At 37.0% G+C, this 18,514-nt stretch carries 17 protein-coding genes; 4 read left to right on the top strand and 13 right to left on the bottom strand.

Annotated features, from left to right (window positions below):
• Nucleotides 1–25: 25 nt before the first annotated feature.
• From F8M42_RS12075 to F8M42_RS12065, 3 genes are all read right to left on the bottom strand, one after another.
• On the bottom strand, nucleotides 26–760 hold the full coding sequence (locus F8M42_RS12075) for a flavodoxin family protein (protein ID WP_182186932.1): 735 nt from the start codon (nucleotides 758–760) through the stop codon (nucleotides 26–28).
• A gap of 42 nt (nucleotides 761–802) precedes the next feature.
• Nucleotides 803–1,360 (bottom strand): PadR family transcriptional regulator, encoded by a 558-nt coding sequence (locus F8M42_RS12070; RefSeq protein WP_182186930.1) that lies wholly within the window; start codon nucleotides 1,358–1,360, stop codon nucleotides 803–805.
• A 210-nt stretch (nucleotides 1,361–1,570) separates the two neighbouring features.
• A complete protein-coding gene (locus tag F8M42_RS12065) occupies nucleotides 1,571–2,320 on the bottom strand; it encodes a GDSL-type esterase/lipase family protein (protein ID WP_182186928.1) in 750 nt (249 codons plus the stop codon).
• A 205-nt stretch (nucleotides 2,321–2,525) separates the two neighbouring features.
• Here F8M42_RS12065 and F8M42_RS12060 point away from each other — a divergent pair, with 205 nt between their 5' ends.
• From F8M42_RS12060 to F8M42_RS12050, 3 genes are all read left to right on the top strand, one after another.
• The gene (locus F8M42_RS12060) at nucleotides 2,526–3,095 is read left to right on the top strand and encodes a TetR/AcrR family transcriptional regulator (RefSeq protein ID WP_182186926.1); all 570 of its coding nucleotides are present in this window, start codon (nucleotides 2,526–2,528) and stop codon (nucleotides 3,093–3,095) included.
• 78 nt (nucleotides 3,096–3,173) lie between these two features.
• Nucleotides 3,174–4,580 carry an MFS transporter gene (locus tag F8M42_RS12055; RefSeq protein WP_182186924.1) on the top strand — a complete coding sequence of 469 codons (1,407 nt, stop codon included), beginning with the start codon at nucleotides 3,174–3,176 and terminating at the stop codon, nucleotides 4,578–4,580.
• 179 nt (nucleotides 4,581–4,759) lie between these two features.
• Nucleotides 4,760–5,869 (top strand): zinc-dependent alcohol dehydrogenase, encoded by a 1,110-nt coding sequence (locus F8M42_RS12050; RefSeq protein ID WP_182186923.1) that lies wholly within the window; start codon nucleotides 4,760–4,762, stop codon nucleotides 5,867–5,869.
• Nucleotides 5,870–5,988: 119 nt separating this feature from the next.
• On the opposite strand, the gene F8M42_RS12045 is transcribed toward F8M42_RS12050, so the two are convergent.
• The 7 genes from F8M42_RS12045 to F8M42_RS12015 are packed head-to-tail and all read right to left on the bottom strand — an operon-like array spanning nucleotide 5,989 to nucleotide 12,551.
• A complete protein-coding gene (locus F8M42_RS12045; RefSeq protein WP_182186921.1) occupies nucleotides 5,989–6,636 on the bottom strand; it encodes a D-sedoheptulose-7-phosphate isomerase in 648 nt (215 codons plus the stop codon).
• A gap of 22 nt (nucleotides 6,637–6,658) precedes the next feature.
• Nucleotides 6,659–7,597 (bottom strand): transketolase family protein, encoded by a 939-nt coding sequence (locus F8M42_RS12040; RefSeq protein WP_182186919.1) that lies wholly within the window; start codon nucleotides 7,595–7,597, stop codon nucleotides 6,659–6,661.
• Nucleotides 7,597–8,415, bottom strand: coding sequence for a transketolase (locus F8M42_RS12035; RefSeq protein ID WP_182186917.1), 819 nt, complete (start codon nucleotides 8,413–8,415; stop codon nucleotides 7,597–7,599). The genes F8M42_RS12040 and F8M42_RS12035 overlap by 1 nt, the downstream gene beginning before the upstream one ends.
• A gap of 47 nt (nucleotides 8,416–8,462) precedes the next feature.
• Nucleotides 8,463–9,740: a PTS ascorbate transporter subunit IIC gene (locus F8M42_RS12030; RefSeq protein WP_182186915.1), complete on the bottom strand. Its 1,278-nt coding sequence runs from the start codon at nucleotides 9,738–9,740 to the stop codon at nucleotides 8,463–8,465.
• Complete coding sequence (locus F8M42_RS12025) at nucleotides 9,737–10,036, bottom strand: PTS sugar transporter subunit IIB (RefSeq protein ID WP_182186914.1); 300 nt, start codon at nucleotides 10,034–10,036, stop codon at nucleotides 9,737–9,739. Before F8M42_RS12025 ends, F8M42_RS12030 begins: the two co-directional genes overlap by 4 nt.
• A 26-nt stretch (nucleotides 10,037–10,062) precedes the next feature.
• Nucleotides 10,063–10,509, bottom strand: a complete 447-nt coding sequence (locus F8M42_RS12020) for a PTS sugar transporter subunit IIA (RefSeq protein ID WP_182186912.1) — start codon at nucleotides 10,507–10,509, stop codon at nucleotides 10,063–10,065.
• A 14-nt stretch (nucleotides 10,510–10,523) separates the two neighbouring features.
• Nucleotides 10,524–12,551 carry a BglG family transcription antiterminator gene (locus tag F8M42_RS12015; protein WP_182186910.1) on the bottom strand — a complete coding sequence of 676 codons (2,028 nt, stop codon included), beginning with the start codon at nucleotides 12,549–12,551 and terminating at the stop codon, nucleotides 10,524–10,526.
• A gap of 183 nt (nucleotides 12,552–12,734) precedes the next feature.
• On the opposite strand from F8M42_RS12015, the gene F8M42_RS12010 reads away from it, so the two are divergent.
• Complete coding sequence (locus tag F8M42_RS12010; RefSeq protein WP_229711349.1) at nucleotides 12,735–14,330, top strand: transposase; 1,596 nt, start codon at nucleotides 12,735–12,737, stop codon at nucleotides 14,328–14,330.
• A 236-nt stretch (nucleotides 14,331–14,566) separates the two neighbouring features.
• Here the strand turns inward: F8M42_RS12010 and F8M42_RS12005 are convergent, their stop codons facing one another.
• From F8M42_RS12005 to F8M42_RS11995, 3 genes are all read right to left on the bottom strand, one after another.
• A complete protein-coding gene (locus F8M42_RS12005) occupies nucleotides 14,567–16,282 on the bottom strand; it encodes a phosphoethanolamine transferase (protein WP_182186908.1) in 1,716 nt (571 codons plus the stop codon).
• 190 nt (nucleotides 16,283–16,472) lie between these two features.
• Nucleotides 16,473–17,591, bottom strand: a complete 1,119-nt coding sequence (locus F8M42_RS12000) for a Nif3-like dinuclear metal center hexameric protein (RefSeq protein ID WP_182186906.1) — start codon at nucleotides 17,589–17,591, stop codon at nucleotides 16,473–16,475.
• Nucleotides 17,530–18,267: a tRNA (adenine(22)-N(1))-methyltransferase gene (locus F8M42_RS11995; protein ID WP_182186898.1), complete on the bottom strand. Its 738-nt coding sequence runs from the start codon at nucleotides 18,265–18,267 to the stop codon at nucleotides 17,530–17,532. The genes F8M42_RS12000 and F8M42_RS11995 overlap by 62 nt, the downstream gene beginning before the upstream one ends.
• Between the last annotated feature and the right edge of the window lie 247 nt (nucleotides 18,268–18,514).

Here is an 18,514-nt window from a genome sequence, read left to right as displayed (position 1 = left end):
CACCTTCAATATTAGAAATTAATATTCAGCTTTGTTGCTGAAGTCGTGATAAAGCAGCATCAAAGAAATCATTTTGATATTTTATGAAAATATCATCCGGTAGAAACTTTTTATTTAATGCCCGTTGTGTTTCGGTAGAAATTTTTTTATCAGTTACGATTTCTTTACCGGCTTTGGACATATAATCAAAGTATTCAGTCATTATTGATTCTACGCATGGTGTGTTATTTTGCAGTAAACTACCTTGAGACGTATATAATTCACATAACAATTCTGTATTCATATTTAAGGCCATTCGCTTGATCCAATGAGAAACCACTTGAAAATGAGAATGTTCTGCAAAACCACAATTCGACATAAAAATCAACTTTGGAAATTTTTTATTTAATCTGTTGGGGTGGCGGCATTCACCATTAGTGTCTTTATTGAAATGAGGATCGATAGTGACAATAAACCGATCTACAAAATCTTTCATCAGTCCTGTAATATTGTCAACATAAAGAGGTGAAGCCAGAAGTAAAATATCTGCATTAGTACATATCTGGACTAATGCCTCCATGTCATCTTTTATAATGCATTTTCCAGGTGTTTTTAACCAACAGGCAAAGCAGCCGCGGCAATGTTCAATATGTTTTTCTGCTAAAAAAATATTGACGGTTTGGGCATTGGCTTGCCGGGCACCGTCTAAAAACGATTTTACCATTTGGTGTGTGTTGCTGTTTCTACCTCGCGGGCTGCCATTTATGGCTGCTATTTTCATATTTAAAGTCTCCCTTATAAAATAATCAATGGATAACAGTAATTAAAAGTTGACTTGTTTTTTCAGGTATTTATCAATATCATCAAGACATTTCTGGGCCCATTTTATATCAGCGGTACAGCAGCTGATGCCACGCTGAAGTGTCATATTGCCGAAAAAACATATTTTCTCATTTAGATTTGCCGAGATATGTTTTTTGATGTCATTGTAAGTGTCAAGTTCGTGCTGTTTTTTATTTATAAAATTTTTTAATTGATATATCAGCTGAGTGATATCCATATTATCGGCAAAAAAAATCTTTGTCAAAAATTCACTTTTTATTGTTTCCGACGATGGGACTGAACAATCCCTGAGCCAGTTTAAAAATTCTTTTTTGCCGGTATCTGTGATAGAATAAATTTTTTTATCTGGTTTTCCATTTTGGGGTTGTATTTTGCAACTGACCCAGCCTTTTTTCTTCATGCCGGAAAGTTCACGGTAAATTTGGCTTATGTGTGCATCCCAGAAAAAAACAATTGATGATGCAAATTTTTGTTTTATTTGATAACCGGTCATAGAATTACGTGATAGCAAACCGAGCAGTGCATGGTGTAGCAGCATGATCAATCTCCCTAAAAGTATTTATATTAATATTGTCATATTAGCATATGCATATATGTATTGTCAAATATACAGCGCTTTATCTGATACAATTATTTGTAATAAAAAAAGATTTTGCGCGTTCTTGCAAAATCTTTAAAATAAAATTAATAAAAAATATTTTATGTTTGAATTAAATAATATCCATTTTATATAGAATAGTATATTTTTTTATTCATATACATAGTTTTGTATTTGTTCGCGCCATATATTATAACCTTTTTTATTTAGATGAAGCCCGTCGATGGTCTCATCTGATGGTAATTTACCATCATTGCCTGTAAATGGGGCTGTTATATCAAGATAAGGATAATTATATTTATTAGCTAATTTTCTTATATAGGTATTTAATAATTTTATATCGGCATTTGTTCTCAAATACACTGATGGGAAAATGTCATCATTAAAAGGAAGGACACTTTCCACATATACTTTTGTTCCCGGTAAATTTCTATGTAATAAAAATAGGATTTCGTCATAATTATTTACGGTGTCGGATATGGAGCGGTTGTAACAAAGATCATTGGTGCCGATCATTAAAAATATTTTAGGCGGTTTGAGTGCTATTATCTGATTAATACGGTTAAGCACACCGAGTGTGGTATCTCCACCTATACCGCGATTGACTACATTTTTGTCGGGGAACAGTTTTGCCCAATCACCTTCATCAGTCATACTGTCTCCCAGAAATACTATGGGATTTTTTTCATGCGGTTCCACAGCAAAGTAGGCTTTGCGGATGCGATAATGCAGGCTTAGATAAGGTGGACTGTCCGGACTGCGGCCTATGTCGTTTATATATGAGTTAAATCTTCGTTGTCCCCGTTTCAGACTGCCGTTTTGCACAGATACGGCGGCTGCTGCAGCTAATAAAATAACTAAAAATATATACAGCTTTTTTGTGATGTTTTCTTTTTCCAATTAAAGTTCACTCCTATAAAACATGTTTGCCGGTAAATGGAATAAATATATTTTATCATAAAAACCTGTGATTGGTATTTGAATATGAAGTGAATCAGTTTATTGATCGAAGGTAATTTTATAAAACTGTTTACATAAGCATGAGATTGTTTTATAATATATAGACCGATTGATATAATTAATTTTATAGAAGGAGAATATATATATGAATGCAAAAAACAATTCTCGTGAAAAGATTGTGGGAACGGCATCAGATTTATTTCAGTCCAAGGGATTCTATGCAACAGGTCTGAATGAAATAATTAAAAAAAGCGGGTCACCTAAGGGATCATTATATTATTACTTTCCCGAGGGAAAAGAAGAACTTGGTGTAGCTGCTGTTAAATTTGCCGGCAGATCCATCCAGCAAAAAATTAAGGATGGTTTAGATCGATATACCGATCCAATATTGGCAATTAATGCAGTCATAAAAGATATGATAACCGCATTGAAACAAGATGGAAAACTAAAAAACACTTCGCTGAGTCTGGTCGCATTGGAAACTTATTTATCTAGTGAAGCATTGCGGACAGCCTGTAGTGAATCGTTTTCTGCCTTGGAAAATATTTATGCCCAAAAATTATTGGATAGTGGGGTACCAAAGGAACGGGCAGAACAATTGGGTATAGTAATCCAATCACTTATGGAAGGAGCTATTTTACTTTCTGTTACACATCACGATACAACTGCATTGGGATTGGCTGCAAAACAAATTGAAATTTTATTAAAAAAATAATTAAGAAAATAGTTAAAGAGATAATATCTTTTTTGGCATAATATATAACAACTAGTCTATATAAAGGAAGCAATTAGTATGCAAGATAAACATAGCAAATATTCGGTCCAAGCAATGATGCTGGTTTTATTGCTTGGTGGTTTTTTATCACTTTTTAATGAAACAATTTTAAATGTAGCTTTGACGCCAATCATGCGTGAGATGAATGTTACCGCCGCAATAGTACAGTGGCTTTCAACGGGATATGTTCTGACCGTAGCAGTGATGGTTCCAATTTCAGCTTTTTTAATACATACTTTTACGACCAGACAGCTATACTTAGGAGCAATGGGACTTTTTTTCGCGGGAACGATTCTGGCTGTTTTTGCTCCTGTATTCATAGTATTGTTGTTGGCAAGAATGCTGCAGGCTACGGGAACCGGGTTGCTGGCACCTATTATGATTGATACAGCGCTGGCTATTTATCCGCGTGAGAAATACGGTTATGTTATGGGAATTTGTACATGTATCATTTTGGTCGGACCATCAGTCGGACCAATTGTTTCCGGTATCGTATTACAATTTTTCCCATGGCGGGCATTATTTATATTATTAATGCCGATTATTGCGGCATGTATGTTAGGCAGCTGGTTTTGTCTGAAAAGCGTGATAAAAATTACTCATCCGCGTATTGATGTGTTATCAATTATTTTTTCGACAACTGGTTTTGCAGCGTTGGTTTATGGTATGAGTGTGATTGCCTCGAGTGCCGATATGATTGTGATAACGTCGATCTTTATAGTAGGTGTTTTATCCTTAGCAATTTTTGCTAAAAGACAATTGTCACTACAAGAACCAATGCTTAATATCAGGGTATTTGCAAAACCATATTTTACTTTATGTGCTATATTGGTTATTATAATTCAAATGGTACAATTTTCTATGAATATAATTTTACCAATGCTATTTGAAGATGGGTTGAGACTATCTTCACTTCAGGCAGCATTGATTTTATTTCCTGCGGTGCTGGTATGCAGCGTTATGACGACGGTATCCGGTAGAATGTATGACAGGCTTGGCGGAAAAACATTAATTCCATTGGGAATATTTTTAATGGGGATTTTTTTATTTATTTTATCCAGGGTGCAAGTCACTACTTCGGTTTTGACAATTGCTTTGCTCGATGCAGGTATATATTTTGGCATAGCTTTGGCATGGGCACCGGTTCAGTCTACTGCGCTGCAACAATTGTCAACACGCAGCCAGGCACATGGTGTGGCAATTATCAACACCTTTGTGCAATTAGGGTCAGCATTGGGAACGCCGTTGTTTGTCGGTCTTATGACAGCAGGTAAAAATTCTTATTTAATGAATTCTCAGCAGTTGGATACTGCATTAGTACACACTCAAGCATTGTATAGTGGTTTCAATTATGCTATAAGTGTAGGAACGATTATAATATTCACAGCTTTTTTGGCGGCATTACTGCTAAGATTAAAAAAATAAAATAGATTTTTGAAAAAAATGTTAAATAGCAGATATATAAATTTTGCTGTCTAACATTTTAATAATATCTTTATTTTTAAAAATAAATTTAAAATTATAATATATTGAACTTTTCAGTTAATAATACTATAATTGAGTTAGTGAAAAAAATCTCATATGTATGAAGGGAAGTTTTGGAAATGAGCACAATTCCGGAAAAGGCAAGAATTGCCGTTCTCACGGGAACTAAAAAAATCGATATCATGGAATTACCAGTACCTTCTATTAATGATGATGAGGTATTGGTAAAAGTTGAACAAGTAGGGATTTGCGGTACGGATGTTCATGAATACAAAGGAGATCCATTTGGTTATATTCCTGTGGAACTGGGGCATGAAGGGACAGGAACAATTGTAAAAATTGGTAAGAATGTCACCAAGGATTATTCGGGTAAACCATTAAAAATCGGGGATAAGGTCGTTACAGGTTTAAAACCATGCGGTGTCTGTGAAACATGCACTAAACATCCTGAGATAATTCATCTTTGTGATCACGGTGAAATTTTCGGATTGCTGCCGGGCGAGGCGGCTTACAGAAATTTCAACGGATGGTTTGGTGAATATATGAAGATAAATGCCGGAGGTGTTATTTTTAATGTAAGTGATATGGACGTTGATTTAAGAACATTAATTGAACCATCGGCCGTTATTATTCATGCGATAGAAAAAGCAAAGGAAATATTTGACTTTAAACATGGTTCATATGTTCTGGTTCAGGGCTGCGGACCGATTGGCCTGCTTTTGCTGACTGCTGTGCGTACTATGGGAGTGCGTAATATCATTGCCGTCGATGGAGATGAAAAGCGTTTGACAATGGCTAAGAAACTGGGAGCTGCAGTTACTATTAACTTTATGAAAGAAGATGCCTTAGCCAAAGTCAAGAAATTGACAAACGGGTATGGAGTGGAAATGGCATTTCAGTGCACAGGCTCACCTAAAGCGGCGTCGACGATATGGCATTATGTGAGACGTGGCGGGTCAATGTGCGAATTGGGATTTTTCGTTAATAACGGTGAAACCACCTACAATCCTCATTTTGATATCTGCAATAAAGAAATAAAAGTCACCGGGTCATGGACTTATCAGGCTAAAGACTGGCTGCAGGCAATGGATTTTCTGAAAGAAGCACAGGAACGCAAACTACCGGTTACCGAATTACTAACACATAAATACAATTTGGCGGACATTAACGATGCTATGGAAATGAATATAAGCATGCAGGGATTGAAGATTGTTATAAAGGGTGAATGATGAAAGACAAATAGGCATGTTTGTTTTGGAGCATATGGGGCTGTCGCACGCAACTATTTTTGTAAGGTCAATGTTGTTTATGTGACAGCTCCAATGATAAATGTGAAAGAAAATGACAATTAGGTAAAAAATTCATTTTCTATGGCTATACATAGTGCATGATAAATTGGCAGGTGTAATTCTTGAATTTTGTAAGTATTTAGTTCAGGAACTTTAATGCAAATATCAGAAAAATTTTGTAATTTACCGCCGGTTTTACCTGTGAGAGCGATAGTTATCATATGCTTTGCTTTAGCTATTTGCATAGCATAAATAATATTGTCAGAGTTACCGGAAGTACTAATTCCTAATAGTATATCACCCTCATTGCCGAGTCCTAATACTTGTTGGGCAAATACTAAATCAGCTGACTGATCATTAGAAAATGCAGTAGTTAGGGCAACTTGATTTACTAAAGAAAGGGCAGGAAGACTTTCTTGTAAATTGTTAAAAAAATATGCAGCATTTTCAGGATAAAGATTTTTTAATTTTTGATATAATGAATGTTTTAATTTCCTTGACAATAAAAATCCTTTCATTAACTCGCCTACAATATGCTCGGAATCAGCAGCACTGCCACCATTACCGCAAATCAATAATTTGTGGTTGTGGCGGTAGGTATTGCAAATTGCTATTAGCGCATTTGTAATATCTTTTTTACATATAAATAAAGCACTATATCGTTCCATGAGTTCGTTGATTACAAGTAAAGTCGATTTTTTTATCAATGTATTTACTCCTTGGAGAAAGTTACATATTGTTTTTCATTGTAATAGCTTTTTTTACAGCGGCTGCGATATCAGTGGCTTTTAGATGATAAGCTTGTAATAAGACGTTGGAATCGCCTGATGTCCCATAACAATCCTTGATACCGACAAACTGCATAGGTACAGGAACCGTTGTGCTTAGAACTTCTGATACGGCTGAACCAAGTCCGCCGATTATATTGTGTTCTTCTGCAGTGACGATAGCACCGGTAACTTTTGCGGCACGAATAATAAGGTTACGGTCAATGGGTTTTATAGATGGCATATTGATGACACAAAGGCTGATATTGGATTTTTTCAGTAATTTTGCTGCTGTAATGGCTTCTGGTACCATAATACCCGTGGCTATGACGCTACAATCAGTTCCCGAACATATTATTTCACCTTGACCAATTTTGAATTTATAATTTTCGTCATGGTAATCATTGACACCAATCCGGCTTATACGCATATATACTGGTCCCTGATAATTATAAGCCGTTTTTAGCATAGCGGCTGTTTCAGGTGCATCAGATGAACATAATACGGTCATATTGGGAAGAGCTCTCATTATAGCCAAATCGGCCACGGCCTCATGAGAAGCGCCATCATAGCCTACACTGACACCGGCATGAGTGCCTGCTAACTTCACATTTAGGTTTGGATAGGCAATTGTATTGCGGATTTGGTCCAGTGCCCGTCCAACTAAAAATACAGAGAAGGTTGAGACAATTGGAATCATTCCGCATACAGAAAGGCCGGCAGCGGTACCAACCATATCCTGTTCGGCAATACCGACATCTATATAGCGCTGTGGACAGACACTTTTAAACATTAATGATTTTGTGGCAGAACCAAGATCGGCGTCCAAAACGACGAGCCGCGGATCATCTTTCATCAATTGCAGTGTACGGCCAAATGTTTCACGCATAGCAATCCCCATTATAGTTCACCTCCAAGTTCCTGTAAGGCTGTTTTATATTCCTGCGGGTTAGGCACACCGCTATGCCATTTGATATTGTTTTCCATGTATGAGATTCCCTTTCCCTTTATTGTCTTTGCAATAATGACCGAGGGTTTGTTCTTTACTCTTTTTACTTTTTTCAGAGCGGTTAATATTTGTGGGATAGCGTTGCCGTCAATAACTATGGTATTCCAGCCGAAGGCAGAAAATTTTTTATCAATGGGTTCCACCTGCATCACTTCATCAGTAGGACCGTTGATTTGCAGACCATTTGCATCAATTATTGCTATGAGATTGTCCAGATGATATTTTGATGCTGTCATCGCAGCTTCCCATATCTGCCCTTCTTCTAATTCACCGTCACCTAACAATACATAGACACGATAACTTTTATTCTGCAATTTTGCTGCCAATGCCATTCCATTCCCAATGGATAATCCCTGCCCTAAAGACCCGGATGACATATCCAGTCCAGGTGTTGATTTCATGTCGGGGTGTCCCTGCAATATAGAACCATATTGGCGTAGAGTTGATAATTGTTCTTTTGGAAAAAAACCTTTCTCAGCTAAAGTAGCGTACAGCGAAGTGCATCCATGTCCTTTGGACAATATAAACCTATCACGATCCGGCCATGTGGGATTTTGAACGTTAATATGGAGTTCATTAAAATAAAGTACGGCTAAAATATCGGCTATAGATAAAGCTCCGCCTGGATGGCCTGTTTTTACATGATAGATGGCTTTGATAGTATCCAGACGGATCCTCTTGGCCATTTCTGTTAAATCGGTAATATCCATGATGTTTGTCTCCTGTTAATAATATATTTCGTGTAAATTTTTCATTATTAACTAAATAAAGCGACTATTTTTGCAAAAATTAATCCAACAGTGGCATAGAATGGATCTCCAAATGTACTGCCTGTGTCGGCTAATGCACCTGTGCTTGGTATTAGTAAACCTGTTCCTATTGCTAGTATTACACCAATTATAAACGGACCGACGATGGCTCCCTTCCAACCGCCGGTACTATTACCAAATATTCCGGCAGTACCGCCGGCAAAAAATGCGGGGACGATGCCTGGCAGAATAATGTAGGCAGCACCGGTACCAAATTGAATAAACATACCGATAATCATACCAATGAACATTGCCACAAAACCAAATATAAGTGCCGTAGGAGCGTAGGGAAATACGGCAGGGCAGTCAATGGCGGGAATAGCACCGGGAATGAATTTATCGGAAATACCTGAAAAGGCAGGTATAATTTCAGATAACATCATACGTACCCCGGCCAATACGATTGTTATCCCGCCGGCAAAGGTTAAGCCCTGCATAAAGGCAAATATAAACGGATTAGAATCTTTACTGATATGTTCTTGGACATATTGCGGACCGGTTATTAGGACAGCGGCTAAGAATATGATGACCATTGTCACAGCCATACTCGCCGTTGAATCCCTGAAAAATCCTAAGCTTTTGGGTAATTTAAATTTTTCAGCGCTATGTTCCGGGTTGCCGATGTATTTGCCTAACCAGGCAGAAAACCAGTAGCCTACGTCACCGGTATGCCCAATTGTGAAATCTTCACCGCCAGTTATTTTTTGTGTGTATGGATTAAGCAAGGCGGGCATGAAGGTAAAATAAATGCCCATTGTTATAGAACCTGCAATAAAAAGAGGTATCCCGGTTAAGTGAGCCAATGACATATAAATAGCAGTAACAAATAAAGACACATATAACATGATGTGACCAGTTAAATATATGAATTTAAATTTGGTGATTTTAGCTAATATAATGTTTGTTATAAACCCGCCTACCATTATTAAAGCGCCCATTGAACCAAAGTGTGCAATAGCAAATGGTAAGACAGCCTCATTAGTGGGAATAATTCCTTTTATTCCTAAACCGGCATTTAAAATATCGCCTAATGGGGCAAGTGAATTACCGACTATTCCGGCACCACCGCCAATTATTAAAACACCGATTATTGTTTTTAATGTCCCCATTATAATTTGGTTGATAGGTCTTTTTTGCAGTAACAGACCTATCAATGCAACAATACCAAGTAAAATAGCGGGTTGCGAAAGCAGCTGAAAAACTATAAAGTTGATAAGTGTCATCATATATCCCTCCCACTTTGGCGCAATTCTTCAACTTTTTCTACGACTTTTTTTTCAATTTCACTTTTTTTAAAAAAATTAGTGATAAAAATAATTTTCTGTGGATCAATGTGTTTTAAGGAATCCTTTAGCTCCTCAATGGTGATTATTAAATCAAAATTTTCACCAACTATTGAGGCGATTCCGGCTGTTTCTACTTCGTTTTCTACACCTAATTTGTCTAATATTGCTCTTACATGAATTTTGGCTATCATACTGCTGCCGAGTCCCTGAGGACACACTGTAAAAACCTTTAGCATAATTATTACCTCCTGCATAAAATTATTTAATTGACATTAGAGAAAATGTCTAATATAGCTTTGATGGTGGTTGCACTTTTTATTTGCTGTACATTAGAATCATTTCCCAATACTTTGACTAATTCGGATAACTCTTTTAGATGGTCGTTATTTTTAGTTGCCGATAAACATATGACTATAGATACGGGATCATTATCTTTATTGCCAAAGTATACCGGAGTATTGAGTGTTATCAAGCTCATACCGAGGCCTTTCACCCCAAATCGGGGATTAGCATGAGGCATGGCTATTCCTGGTGCTAAAACTATATATGGACCAATGTCTTTAACAGATTGAATCATTGCATCAATGTATTCCTGTCCTATGATACCCGATTTTTTTAATAAATTTCCTCCTATTCTTATAGCATCTTCCCAGTCTTTTGCATTAACATTTGTTCTTACGGTATTTTCATTGATTAAGTCGTTTAGCAAATGTTTTCACATCCTTAGTTAAGAAAATTTTGAATAAAATGATGAATATCAAGATAAGTATTGGCAATTCGTAACTGCTTCAGGATTTTTTTATTTGTAAATACTTTCCATAAATCTGTAATCAGGTGCAGGTGATCTTTTTCATTTATTGTTGAAAAGGCAAATATTAAATCTACAGGTTTTTGGCAATCTGCGTCAAAATACACGGCCTTTTTTAGTCTTATAAAACTTACAGCGACTTTTTTCGCACCGTCGTCATAGCGGGCGTGCGGCATAGCTACACCAGGGCATACTATAATATACGGGCCTATATCATTGATACATTGAACCATTTTGTTTACATATTCTTCAGTAACTGCATCGGCTCTTACTAACAGAGCACCGACCGCCCGAATCGCTGCTTGCCAATCTGGAACGGCTACATCGAGGGCTATCATGTTTTTTGTAAGTAATGATGCCAAACCATTTTTTTGAGATGAAGATATTGCATTTACAGGTTTTGGTGTAATTTTTTTGTTGTAAAAATAATTAAGCTGTCCTTCAATGACACTTATTTCAGCTTCGGTAAGAATCGGTGATACTCGTAAAACAGCTTTGCCGGTGATGTCCAGCGACACGGTACTAATAATGATATCGATGTCAGAGAGGTTTTGCTCATCCAGCTTGTATAACGAAAGTATTTCTTTTATATAAATATAAGGAATACGGCTTTTCAAAGTATTTGACAAAAGATTGGCCGTACCTACACCGTTACCGCACACCAACAAAACTGATAATTTTTTTGTGCGTCGTATTTTGTGCCGTTCTACTGCTGCTCCCAGATGAATGGTCAGATATCCTATTTCGTCTTCAGAAAGCTTGATGTGCATTTTTTTCCCCAATTGCATGGCAGCCCTGCGCGCTATCATGAAAAGATCGCTGTATTGTGTCCTGATCTGCAGTAATAGGGGATTTGTAAGGACAATACCACAATGGGCCCGCTCGATAGCCGGTTGCAAATGAACTGCCAGATTATAAATGAGCTCATCATCATCCATATAGATATCACCCAGCCATACCTGCACATATTTGATAAAATCTTTAGCCATACTGATAGCTTTTAAGCTGGAGTCGTTCGGCAGAATTTGTTTAGGCAATTTGTTGGGAAAGTATATTCGACTATGAAGGAGTTCCTTCATAATAAACTCAATTTCTGTCGGAGTATTTATGCGGGAATCATAAATTTTCATTTCATCGGCAATAGTGCGGGATAGTTCTTTTAACTGTTCACCTTCATCTGAAAGAAAGTCGATAGGCTGCCCCTCGGGGATCAGGTGATTTTGCTGCAGTCGTTTGATTTGTACTATTAAAGCGCAAATCATGCGGTTAGTAGAAGTATCGTTTTCCACAATGTTTTTTTCTTTTATAATACTGAGAAAATGTATGGCAGTTTTTTGTACAGGGAGTTTTGCGGTATATTGACAAAAAACTTTTTGTATCCCCCAAAAATATTCTTTTTTTGCATTGAATTTGCGAAAATCGTATAAATATTTGGAAAAGATATGAATCAGCATATCCCTGACATCTTGTTCTTTGCCTTGGGCCCAAATACCTAAACCACGTTTAGAATTATATTGCAGGTTTCGTTTTATGAGAATTTGTTGTACATTTTTTAGATCAGATAGCAGAGTATTTCTGCTGACCTTGATATGATTGGCTAAATCATCTATGGCAACGTTAGTTTCGTCCAATAAGGCTACAATTATCATGTCATAGCGCTCTTTATGACTTAGTATATAGTCATCATTATTAGAGGATGCGGTTGTGGTTTTTATGGCTGTAAGTGGCTGCTCCAGCCAGATGCCCTTGCGTGATTTTTTATGGAGTACAAAACCTTCAGCAGTTATATCATCCTTTAGAAAATTCAGATCGTAGCGGATAGTGCGGGCAGAGACTTGAAGAAGTGTAGACAGCTTGAATATTGTTATCGGGGCATCATCAAAAGTGGTTTTTAGTATTTTGAGTAATTTTTGACGACGTTCATTCGTGATGATATAAATCACTTCCCTTATAAAATCTACATATTATCAGGTCGCATGTTTAGAAATATTGTAGGAATAATGTTCTTTGTTTCTTGAGTTAATTATATAATCTGATTATTATGCAAACAAGAGGGGCTGTGAAATAACGCCCTGACAAATAAAAAAGAGGTCCGTCAGCTCGGAAGAGCCGATGGACCTCTTTTTGTGGTAAAATTTTACGTACGAATGAAAAACATTACCCCTAATCATTTTAAAGTAAAACAGGCATTTTTGCCACTATTCATTTCGGATTTTCTAGATATTTGTGATCCTGTGCTGGTTTTTGACAGATTTATGGAGGAAATCGACTTGGAGAAGTACCTGAAAAATGTTCCGGAACACGTTATCGGACGCATCAGATACAACCCAACCAGCATGTTGAAAACAATCTTATTTGGATTTATGACAAATGGATATATATCGCTCCGAGAGCTCGAAGATTCCTGTAAAGTCAATCTTCGCTTTATGTATCTCATGGAACATGAGACTCCATCTTATCGCACATTTGGTTATTTTATCGAAACTATGCTCAAACCATCCGTTGAGGAATTGTTCAGTGAGATCAACAATAAAATTTTTGCCAAAGATCATGTGGATTTAAGCCATCTGTATATCGATGGTTCCAAATTTGAGGCAAATGCCAATAAATATAGCTGGGTATGGAAGAAAGCAACGGAAAAATCCAGATATAGGCTTTTTGAAAAAGTCACGGTTTTACTCGATGAAATCAACGACGATCTTGCTAGTTTTGGCATTAAAATTGATACGAATTCCGAATACGTTCCTGAATATTTGGATGAAATAACGGATCGGTATGCCAAAATCTATGAAATAGATGAAACAAAATTTGTATATGGAAAAGGCCATCGAAAAACACCTCAGCAGCGCTATTATGAATGTCTTCAGAAATATACAGCCAAACTTAAAGAATATGTTGAAAAGATAAAAGTTTGTGGTCCAGACCGGAACAGTTATTCCAAAACAGACCATTGCGCTACATTCATGAGGATTAAGACAGATTATATGGGCAACGACCAGCTTCTGCCAGCCTACAATGTTCAATTTGGTATTGCGGATGAGTACATAGCTGTAACTGATGTAAATCAATACCGCTCAGATATGGATTGTTTTGTTCCTTTACTGGAGAAATTTCATAATACCTACGGATTTTATCCAAAGTATCCTGTTGCAGATGCAGGGTATGGTTCATACAACAATTATATTTACTGTGAGCAACACGGTATGGAAAAATACATGAAATTTACAATGTACAAGAAAGAAACCACGAATGCAAAGTATCGAGATAATCCGTTTCGCCCAGTAAATTTCAAGATTGATGAAGAAGGCACTCTGCGTTGTCCGGCTGGACAAGCATTTCATCTGCAATACAGACAAAATGTAAACGGGAATCGATACGGACGTCAGGAAGAGGTTTATCAGTGCGAAAATTGTACAGATTGTCCTTATGCTGCCGAATGTAAAAAGACGGATAAAAACAGGACGATTCGTCTTAATCAAGAACTAACCTCTATGCATCAAGAAGTAGTGAACAACCTAGAAAGCATTCAAGGAGCGCTTCTTCGTATGAATCGCTCCATTCAATCTGAAGGTACTTTTGGTATCATGAAAAACAACCGCTGGTACAAAAGAATAGTTCGAAAAGGCATGGAACAGGTACGTTTAGAGATTTTCCTAGTTTCTATCGGTTACAATCTATATAAATATTACAATAAAAGATTGAGAATCAAAAAAGCTGCATAAGCTGAAAAATTGCAGTTCTTATGGGGAAAGGGGAAGTATACTCTTTTTTCGGATTTATCTTGTGAAAATTTCAAAATGGATACAAAAAGGAGCTGTGACAAAATGATTTCTCATTTTGTCACAGCCCCATTAAGAAAATATTATATGATAAAAAAGACTGTCATATATAAACGGCATTTTTATAAATTCAGTGTCGTTTATGTATAACAGTCTTGTTTTGCTGTATATAAAAAGCTTTATTTTAAATACGGGTCATCAGTCAATTTCCTTTCACCTAACATAGTAGTCAGATTCTGCAGATTGAAACGATATTGTGGAGAGGAAAAATCCTGCCCGACATCATAACGATTGGAAGGTGCATTCAAAATACCGCAGACAGTATCATAAACCATATCATTAGTAAAAAATTGTTTTTCATTGTGTTTAAGTGCTTTAGTCTGCACCGGATAAGATTTTTGATATTCATTCGACAGATAGACAAACATAGGAATTCGAACCATATCAAAGCGAAAAACATCAGGATTATGCGAGATATTGATATCTTCACCGTGATCGGAATAATAGATCATTGCTTGTAGATGGAGATGTTCTTTAGCATAGTTATAGATTTGGGATAAGATATAGTCGGTATAGAGTATGCTGTTGGCATAAGAGGCTTGATTAGGATTACCTTCTTCATCCTGCCATTTTTCAAATTCAGCCGGATAACGATTGTTATAATAAATATGGCTTCCCATAAGATGTAAAACAACAAAGTTATTTTTATTGGGGTCGACTTCTGGTAAAAAATTAAGCAGGGAATCGTCAAACTTATCGGTAAACACGTAGGAATCATCAGTCCATTTAGCATAATCGGCAGTTTTGGCAACCAACGTAATAGCACTGTCGTATTGCCCGTAACGGCCTTGATTGCTGAACCAATAAGTATCATAACCCGCCTTTTTAGCGACGTCTATTACCGAAGTTGAGTTAAAGAACTGTTTATTATTATATTGGCTTTGTTCTGTTAAGGCACGCTGCAGCACTTGCACTGTCTGAACCCATGACGAATAAACATTGCGAAATACGACAAAATTGGGATCTTGCATACGCTGCTGCAGCCAGGGGGTGTCATCATAAGGAAAATCAGGGGTATAAGCTTTCATGTAGTTACGGGAAGCAGATTCACCAATGACCATTATGACCGTACCCGGATTGGTTTGGGCTAAAGTGGCAGTACTGTTATTCAGCTTTAAATCGTTAAATCGTTCTACATAATTAGTACTGTAACGTTCATTTTGATGCACATAATCAGATACTTCTGTCCAATTGGTTATTATTGATGTCTGTGAAAAGAGAAAGAAAAATAAATAACCAAACATAAATATTGCCGTGACGGACAAGATAATACGTTTTTTTAAACTATATGTGACGGATTGAGCTTTTATTAAATAATCTCTGTTTGCCCGATAAGCTAAATAAAAGAAAAAACAGACACCGGCAACAGTCCCGATGAAAGCAGGGACAGTGACGTTTGACTGCAGGAAATCAATCGCTTCTTGAGGATTGGTTAAATATAATGCCATCAAAGAGGCAGGTGAGAGGCAATGCTGGTAAATACAATAGTATGAAATTTCTAAAAAAGGAATCAACAAACAAAGGATATCTAAAATAGCAAAAACAGCAGCTATGACTCTGGGGTAGTGACGGGGAAAATAGCATAGTGTCTGAAGTGTGGTGAGCAAAACGAATAATCCTGTACCAAAGAGAAAGTCAATGCGGATTTCCGAAATATACCATGCTGTATGGTATGTCCAGGAATACAGCAGCGGGAAGGTAATGCACCATGCCAGTCCGACGATAAGATGCGGCAGATAATCAAGAGAAAACATGCTGGCAGCTGTTGCGTACTGCATAAGACATAAAGCTGCTATAGTCGGTAAAAAATATACCAGATAATTAATTGGAGCCATATCTTCCCCAATATTTATATAAAATACAATTAAGCAGATATAAAAAATTAAAGCAGATAAGAAAAAGTTGAGACTCCTCACTTGATAAGTTTTTGCCAGTATACGCATAATTCGAATCATCCTTTATAAGTTCTTTCATGATCAAAACAACATAATATACTATATCATAAAAATTGTCCAGTGGCATAAATTATTGTAAAGTTTCAAACGGATCACGGGCATTTTGGTCATAAATAATTTTTATTTGCCAGTCGTTTTCCTGGGCAAGGGTTTGAAGCTCGGCAGATAATGCCCTGACTATTGGGTATTCGGTTCCAAAGTGCCCACCGTCGATTAAATTAATGCCTAAATCTTGAGCCCGCTGTGCTTCATGATATTTAACGTCACCGGTAATATAGACATCAGCGCCCATCATTTTTGCTTTGTCGATGAACTCTGCACCGGCACCGCTGCATAAAGCGACTTTTTTGATTTTTTTATCATTGACTTTAACGATACGAACGTTATTAGCCGGCAGACTAGCCTTTACGGCAGCGGCAAAATCGACAAAAGATGTTTCTTCGGGTAATTCACCGATTCTTCCTAGTCCGGTTATATCGCCGTTTGTTTTTAGGGGATATATTTCATAAGCTGGTTCTTCGTAAGGATGTGCTTTTAACATGGCTTTAATTACCCTGTCTTTTATTTTTAATGGTAAAATAGTTTCTACTTTTATTTCTTTTACGGCAGCAATTTTACCTATTTTACCGATAAACGGATGGGTGCCTTCAAGTGGTAAAAAATGTCCGGTACCTTCACTCACGAAACTGCAATGGGAATAGTTGCCAATGAAACCGGCACCAGCCTTGCCAAGTGCAAGGCGAACTTTTTCGGCATGGGCTTCCGGAACGAATACAACTAATTTGACAAGCTCCTCTTGAAAACTTATGTCAAGTGGAGCAACATCATGCAGGTTCCACAGTTCACATAATAAATCATTGATGCCACCGTGTGCACTATCAAGGTTAGTATGCGCTGCAAATACGGCGATATTGTTTTGCAGAAGTTTTTGTATTAAATGTCCCTGAGGCAAATCAGTCCGTATTTTTTTGATGGCATGAAAGATGAAAGGGTGATGGGATATTATTAAATCACATTTTTCGGTGATTGCTTTTTCTACCACCTGGGAATTGACGTCAAGGCAGATAATGATTTTATTTATTGTCTGGGAAGGACTGCCGAGCAGCAAGCCGGGATTATCCCATTCTTCAGCTAATATGCGAGGAGCTATTTTTTCCATTGCATCCATTATAACCTGGCATTTTATCATATTTATTCAACTCCAAATCATTAATCAGGGTTAATAAGTTTCTGCGGGCAAGTTTATTTTTTGGCAGCTGCGAATTTGCCAGTTCAGCTGCTATTTTTTTATTGCGGTGCAATAATACATCAAGGTGAAGGGAAAATAAGGGCGGTCTTTCCCTTAATAACATCGGACCTATTTCAAGAGAAACTCTATCAGGCATTTCTCGTCTGCCGGGTATGGCATAGATGATTTGATAGATATGGTGCTGTTCCTTTGCTAATGTTTCAGCTTCTATATGCCAGCCAATTTCATAAATATAACGCCGCAGTTTTTCAGCAGCGAGCTGCGGCTGCAAAATAAGGCCGTGAAGAGAAGCAACCGTTGCCGAAGAGGCTTTTAATAAATTGGTGATAAGTGTGCCACCCATGCCGGCAAAGACTGCTATATCGACTTCATTAGGATGTATGACAGATAAGCCGCTGCCAAGTCGGACTTCGATCTGCCGGGTAAGATTGTGCTGTGTTACAGCTGACTGGGCAGTGGAAAAAGGACCTTCACGAACGTCGACAGCAATAGCGGCAGTGATCTTATGTAAATTCATCAGAAAAATCGGCAGATTGGCATGATCAGTACCAATATCGGCAAGGCGAACATTCAGTGGGACAAAATCGGCCACAGCTTTTAATCGTGGTGTGAGCATCTGATACCATCCTTTTAAAACTTTATATTTATCATTATAGCATACACACTATGCAATTTAAGGCAATAACAAAGAAATAAGTGAAAGCGTTATGAATATAGTATTATTTTAATCGTTACTTATATGCCAGATAAAAAATAATATTATATATTTCATTTACTAATACCATTAAACGATTGTATCTTGCAATGATTTAGTTATTATATAAGAAAAATAAACTTGGTTATATTTTAAATGAAACCATATT

The organism is Pectinatus frisingensis, assembly GCF_014076555.1.
GTDB classification, from domain to species: Bacteria; Bacillota; Negativicutes; order Selenomonadales; family Selenomonadaceae; genus Pectinatus; species Pectinatus frisingensis.
This window is presented reverse-complemented; position numbering and strand designations above follow the sequence as displayed.

Bases quoted from the DNA above. Each gene is read 5' to 3' on its own strand.
- F8M42_RS12075 (WP_182186932.1), bottom strand. From the start codon at position 760: ATGAAAATAGCAGCCATAAATGGCAGCCCGCGAGGTAGAAACAGCAAC.
- F8M42_RS12070 (WP_182186930.1), bottom strand. From the start codon at position 1,360: ATGCTGCTACACCATGCACTGCTCGGTTTGCTATCACGTAATTCTATG.
- F8M42_RS12060 (WP_182186926.1), top strand. From the start codon at position 2,526: ATGAATGCAAAAAACAATTCTCGTGAAAAGATTGTGGGAACGGCATCA.
- F8M42_RS12055 (WP_182186924.1), top strand. From the start codon at position 3,174: ATGCAAGATAAACATAGCAAATATTCGGTCCAAGCAATGATGCTGGTT.
- F8M42_RS12050 (WP_182186923.1), top strand. From the start codon at position 4,760: ATGAGCACAATTCCGGAAAAGGCAAGAATTGCCGTTCTCACGGGAACT.
- F8M42_RS12040 (WP_182186919.1), bottom strand. From the start codon at position 7,597: ATGGGGATTGCTATGCGTGAAACATTTGGCCGTACACTGCAATTGATG.
- F8M42_RS12035 (WP_182186917.1), bottom strand. From the start codon at position 8,415: ATGGATATTACCGATTTAACAGAAATGGCCAAGAGGATCCGTCTGGAT.
- F8M42_RS12030 (WP_182186915.1), bottom strand. From the start codon at position 9,740: ATGATGACACTTATCAACTTTATAGTTTTTCAGCTGCTTTCGCAACCC.
- F8M42_RS12025 (WP_182186914.1), bottom strand. From the start codon at position 10,036: ATGCTAAAGGTTTTTACAGTGTGTCCTCAGGGACTCGGCAGCAGTATG.
- F8M42_RS12005 (WP_182186908.1), bottom strand. From the start codon at position 16,282: ATGGCTCCAATTAATTATCTGGTATATTTTTTACCGACTATAGCAGCT.
- F8M42_RS12000 (WP_182186906.1), bottom strand. From the start codon at position 17,591: ATGATAAAATGCCAGGTTATAATGGATGCAATGGAAAAAATAGCTCCT.
- F8M42_RS11995 (WP_182186898.1), bottom strand. From the start codon at position 18,267: ATGCTCACACCACGATTAAAAGCTGTGGCCGATTTTGTCCCACTGAAT.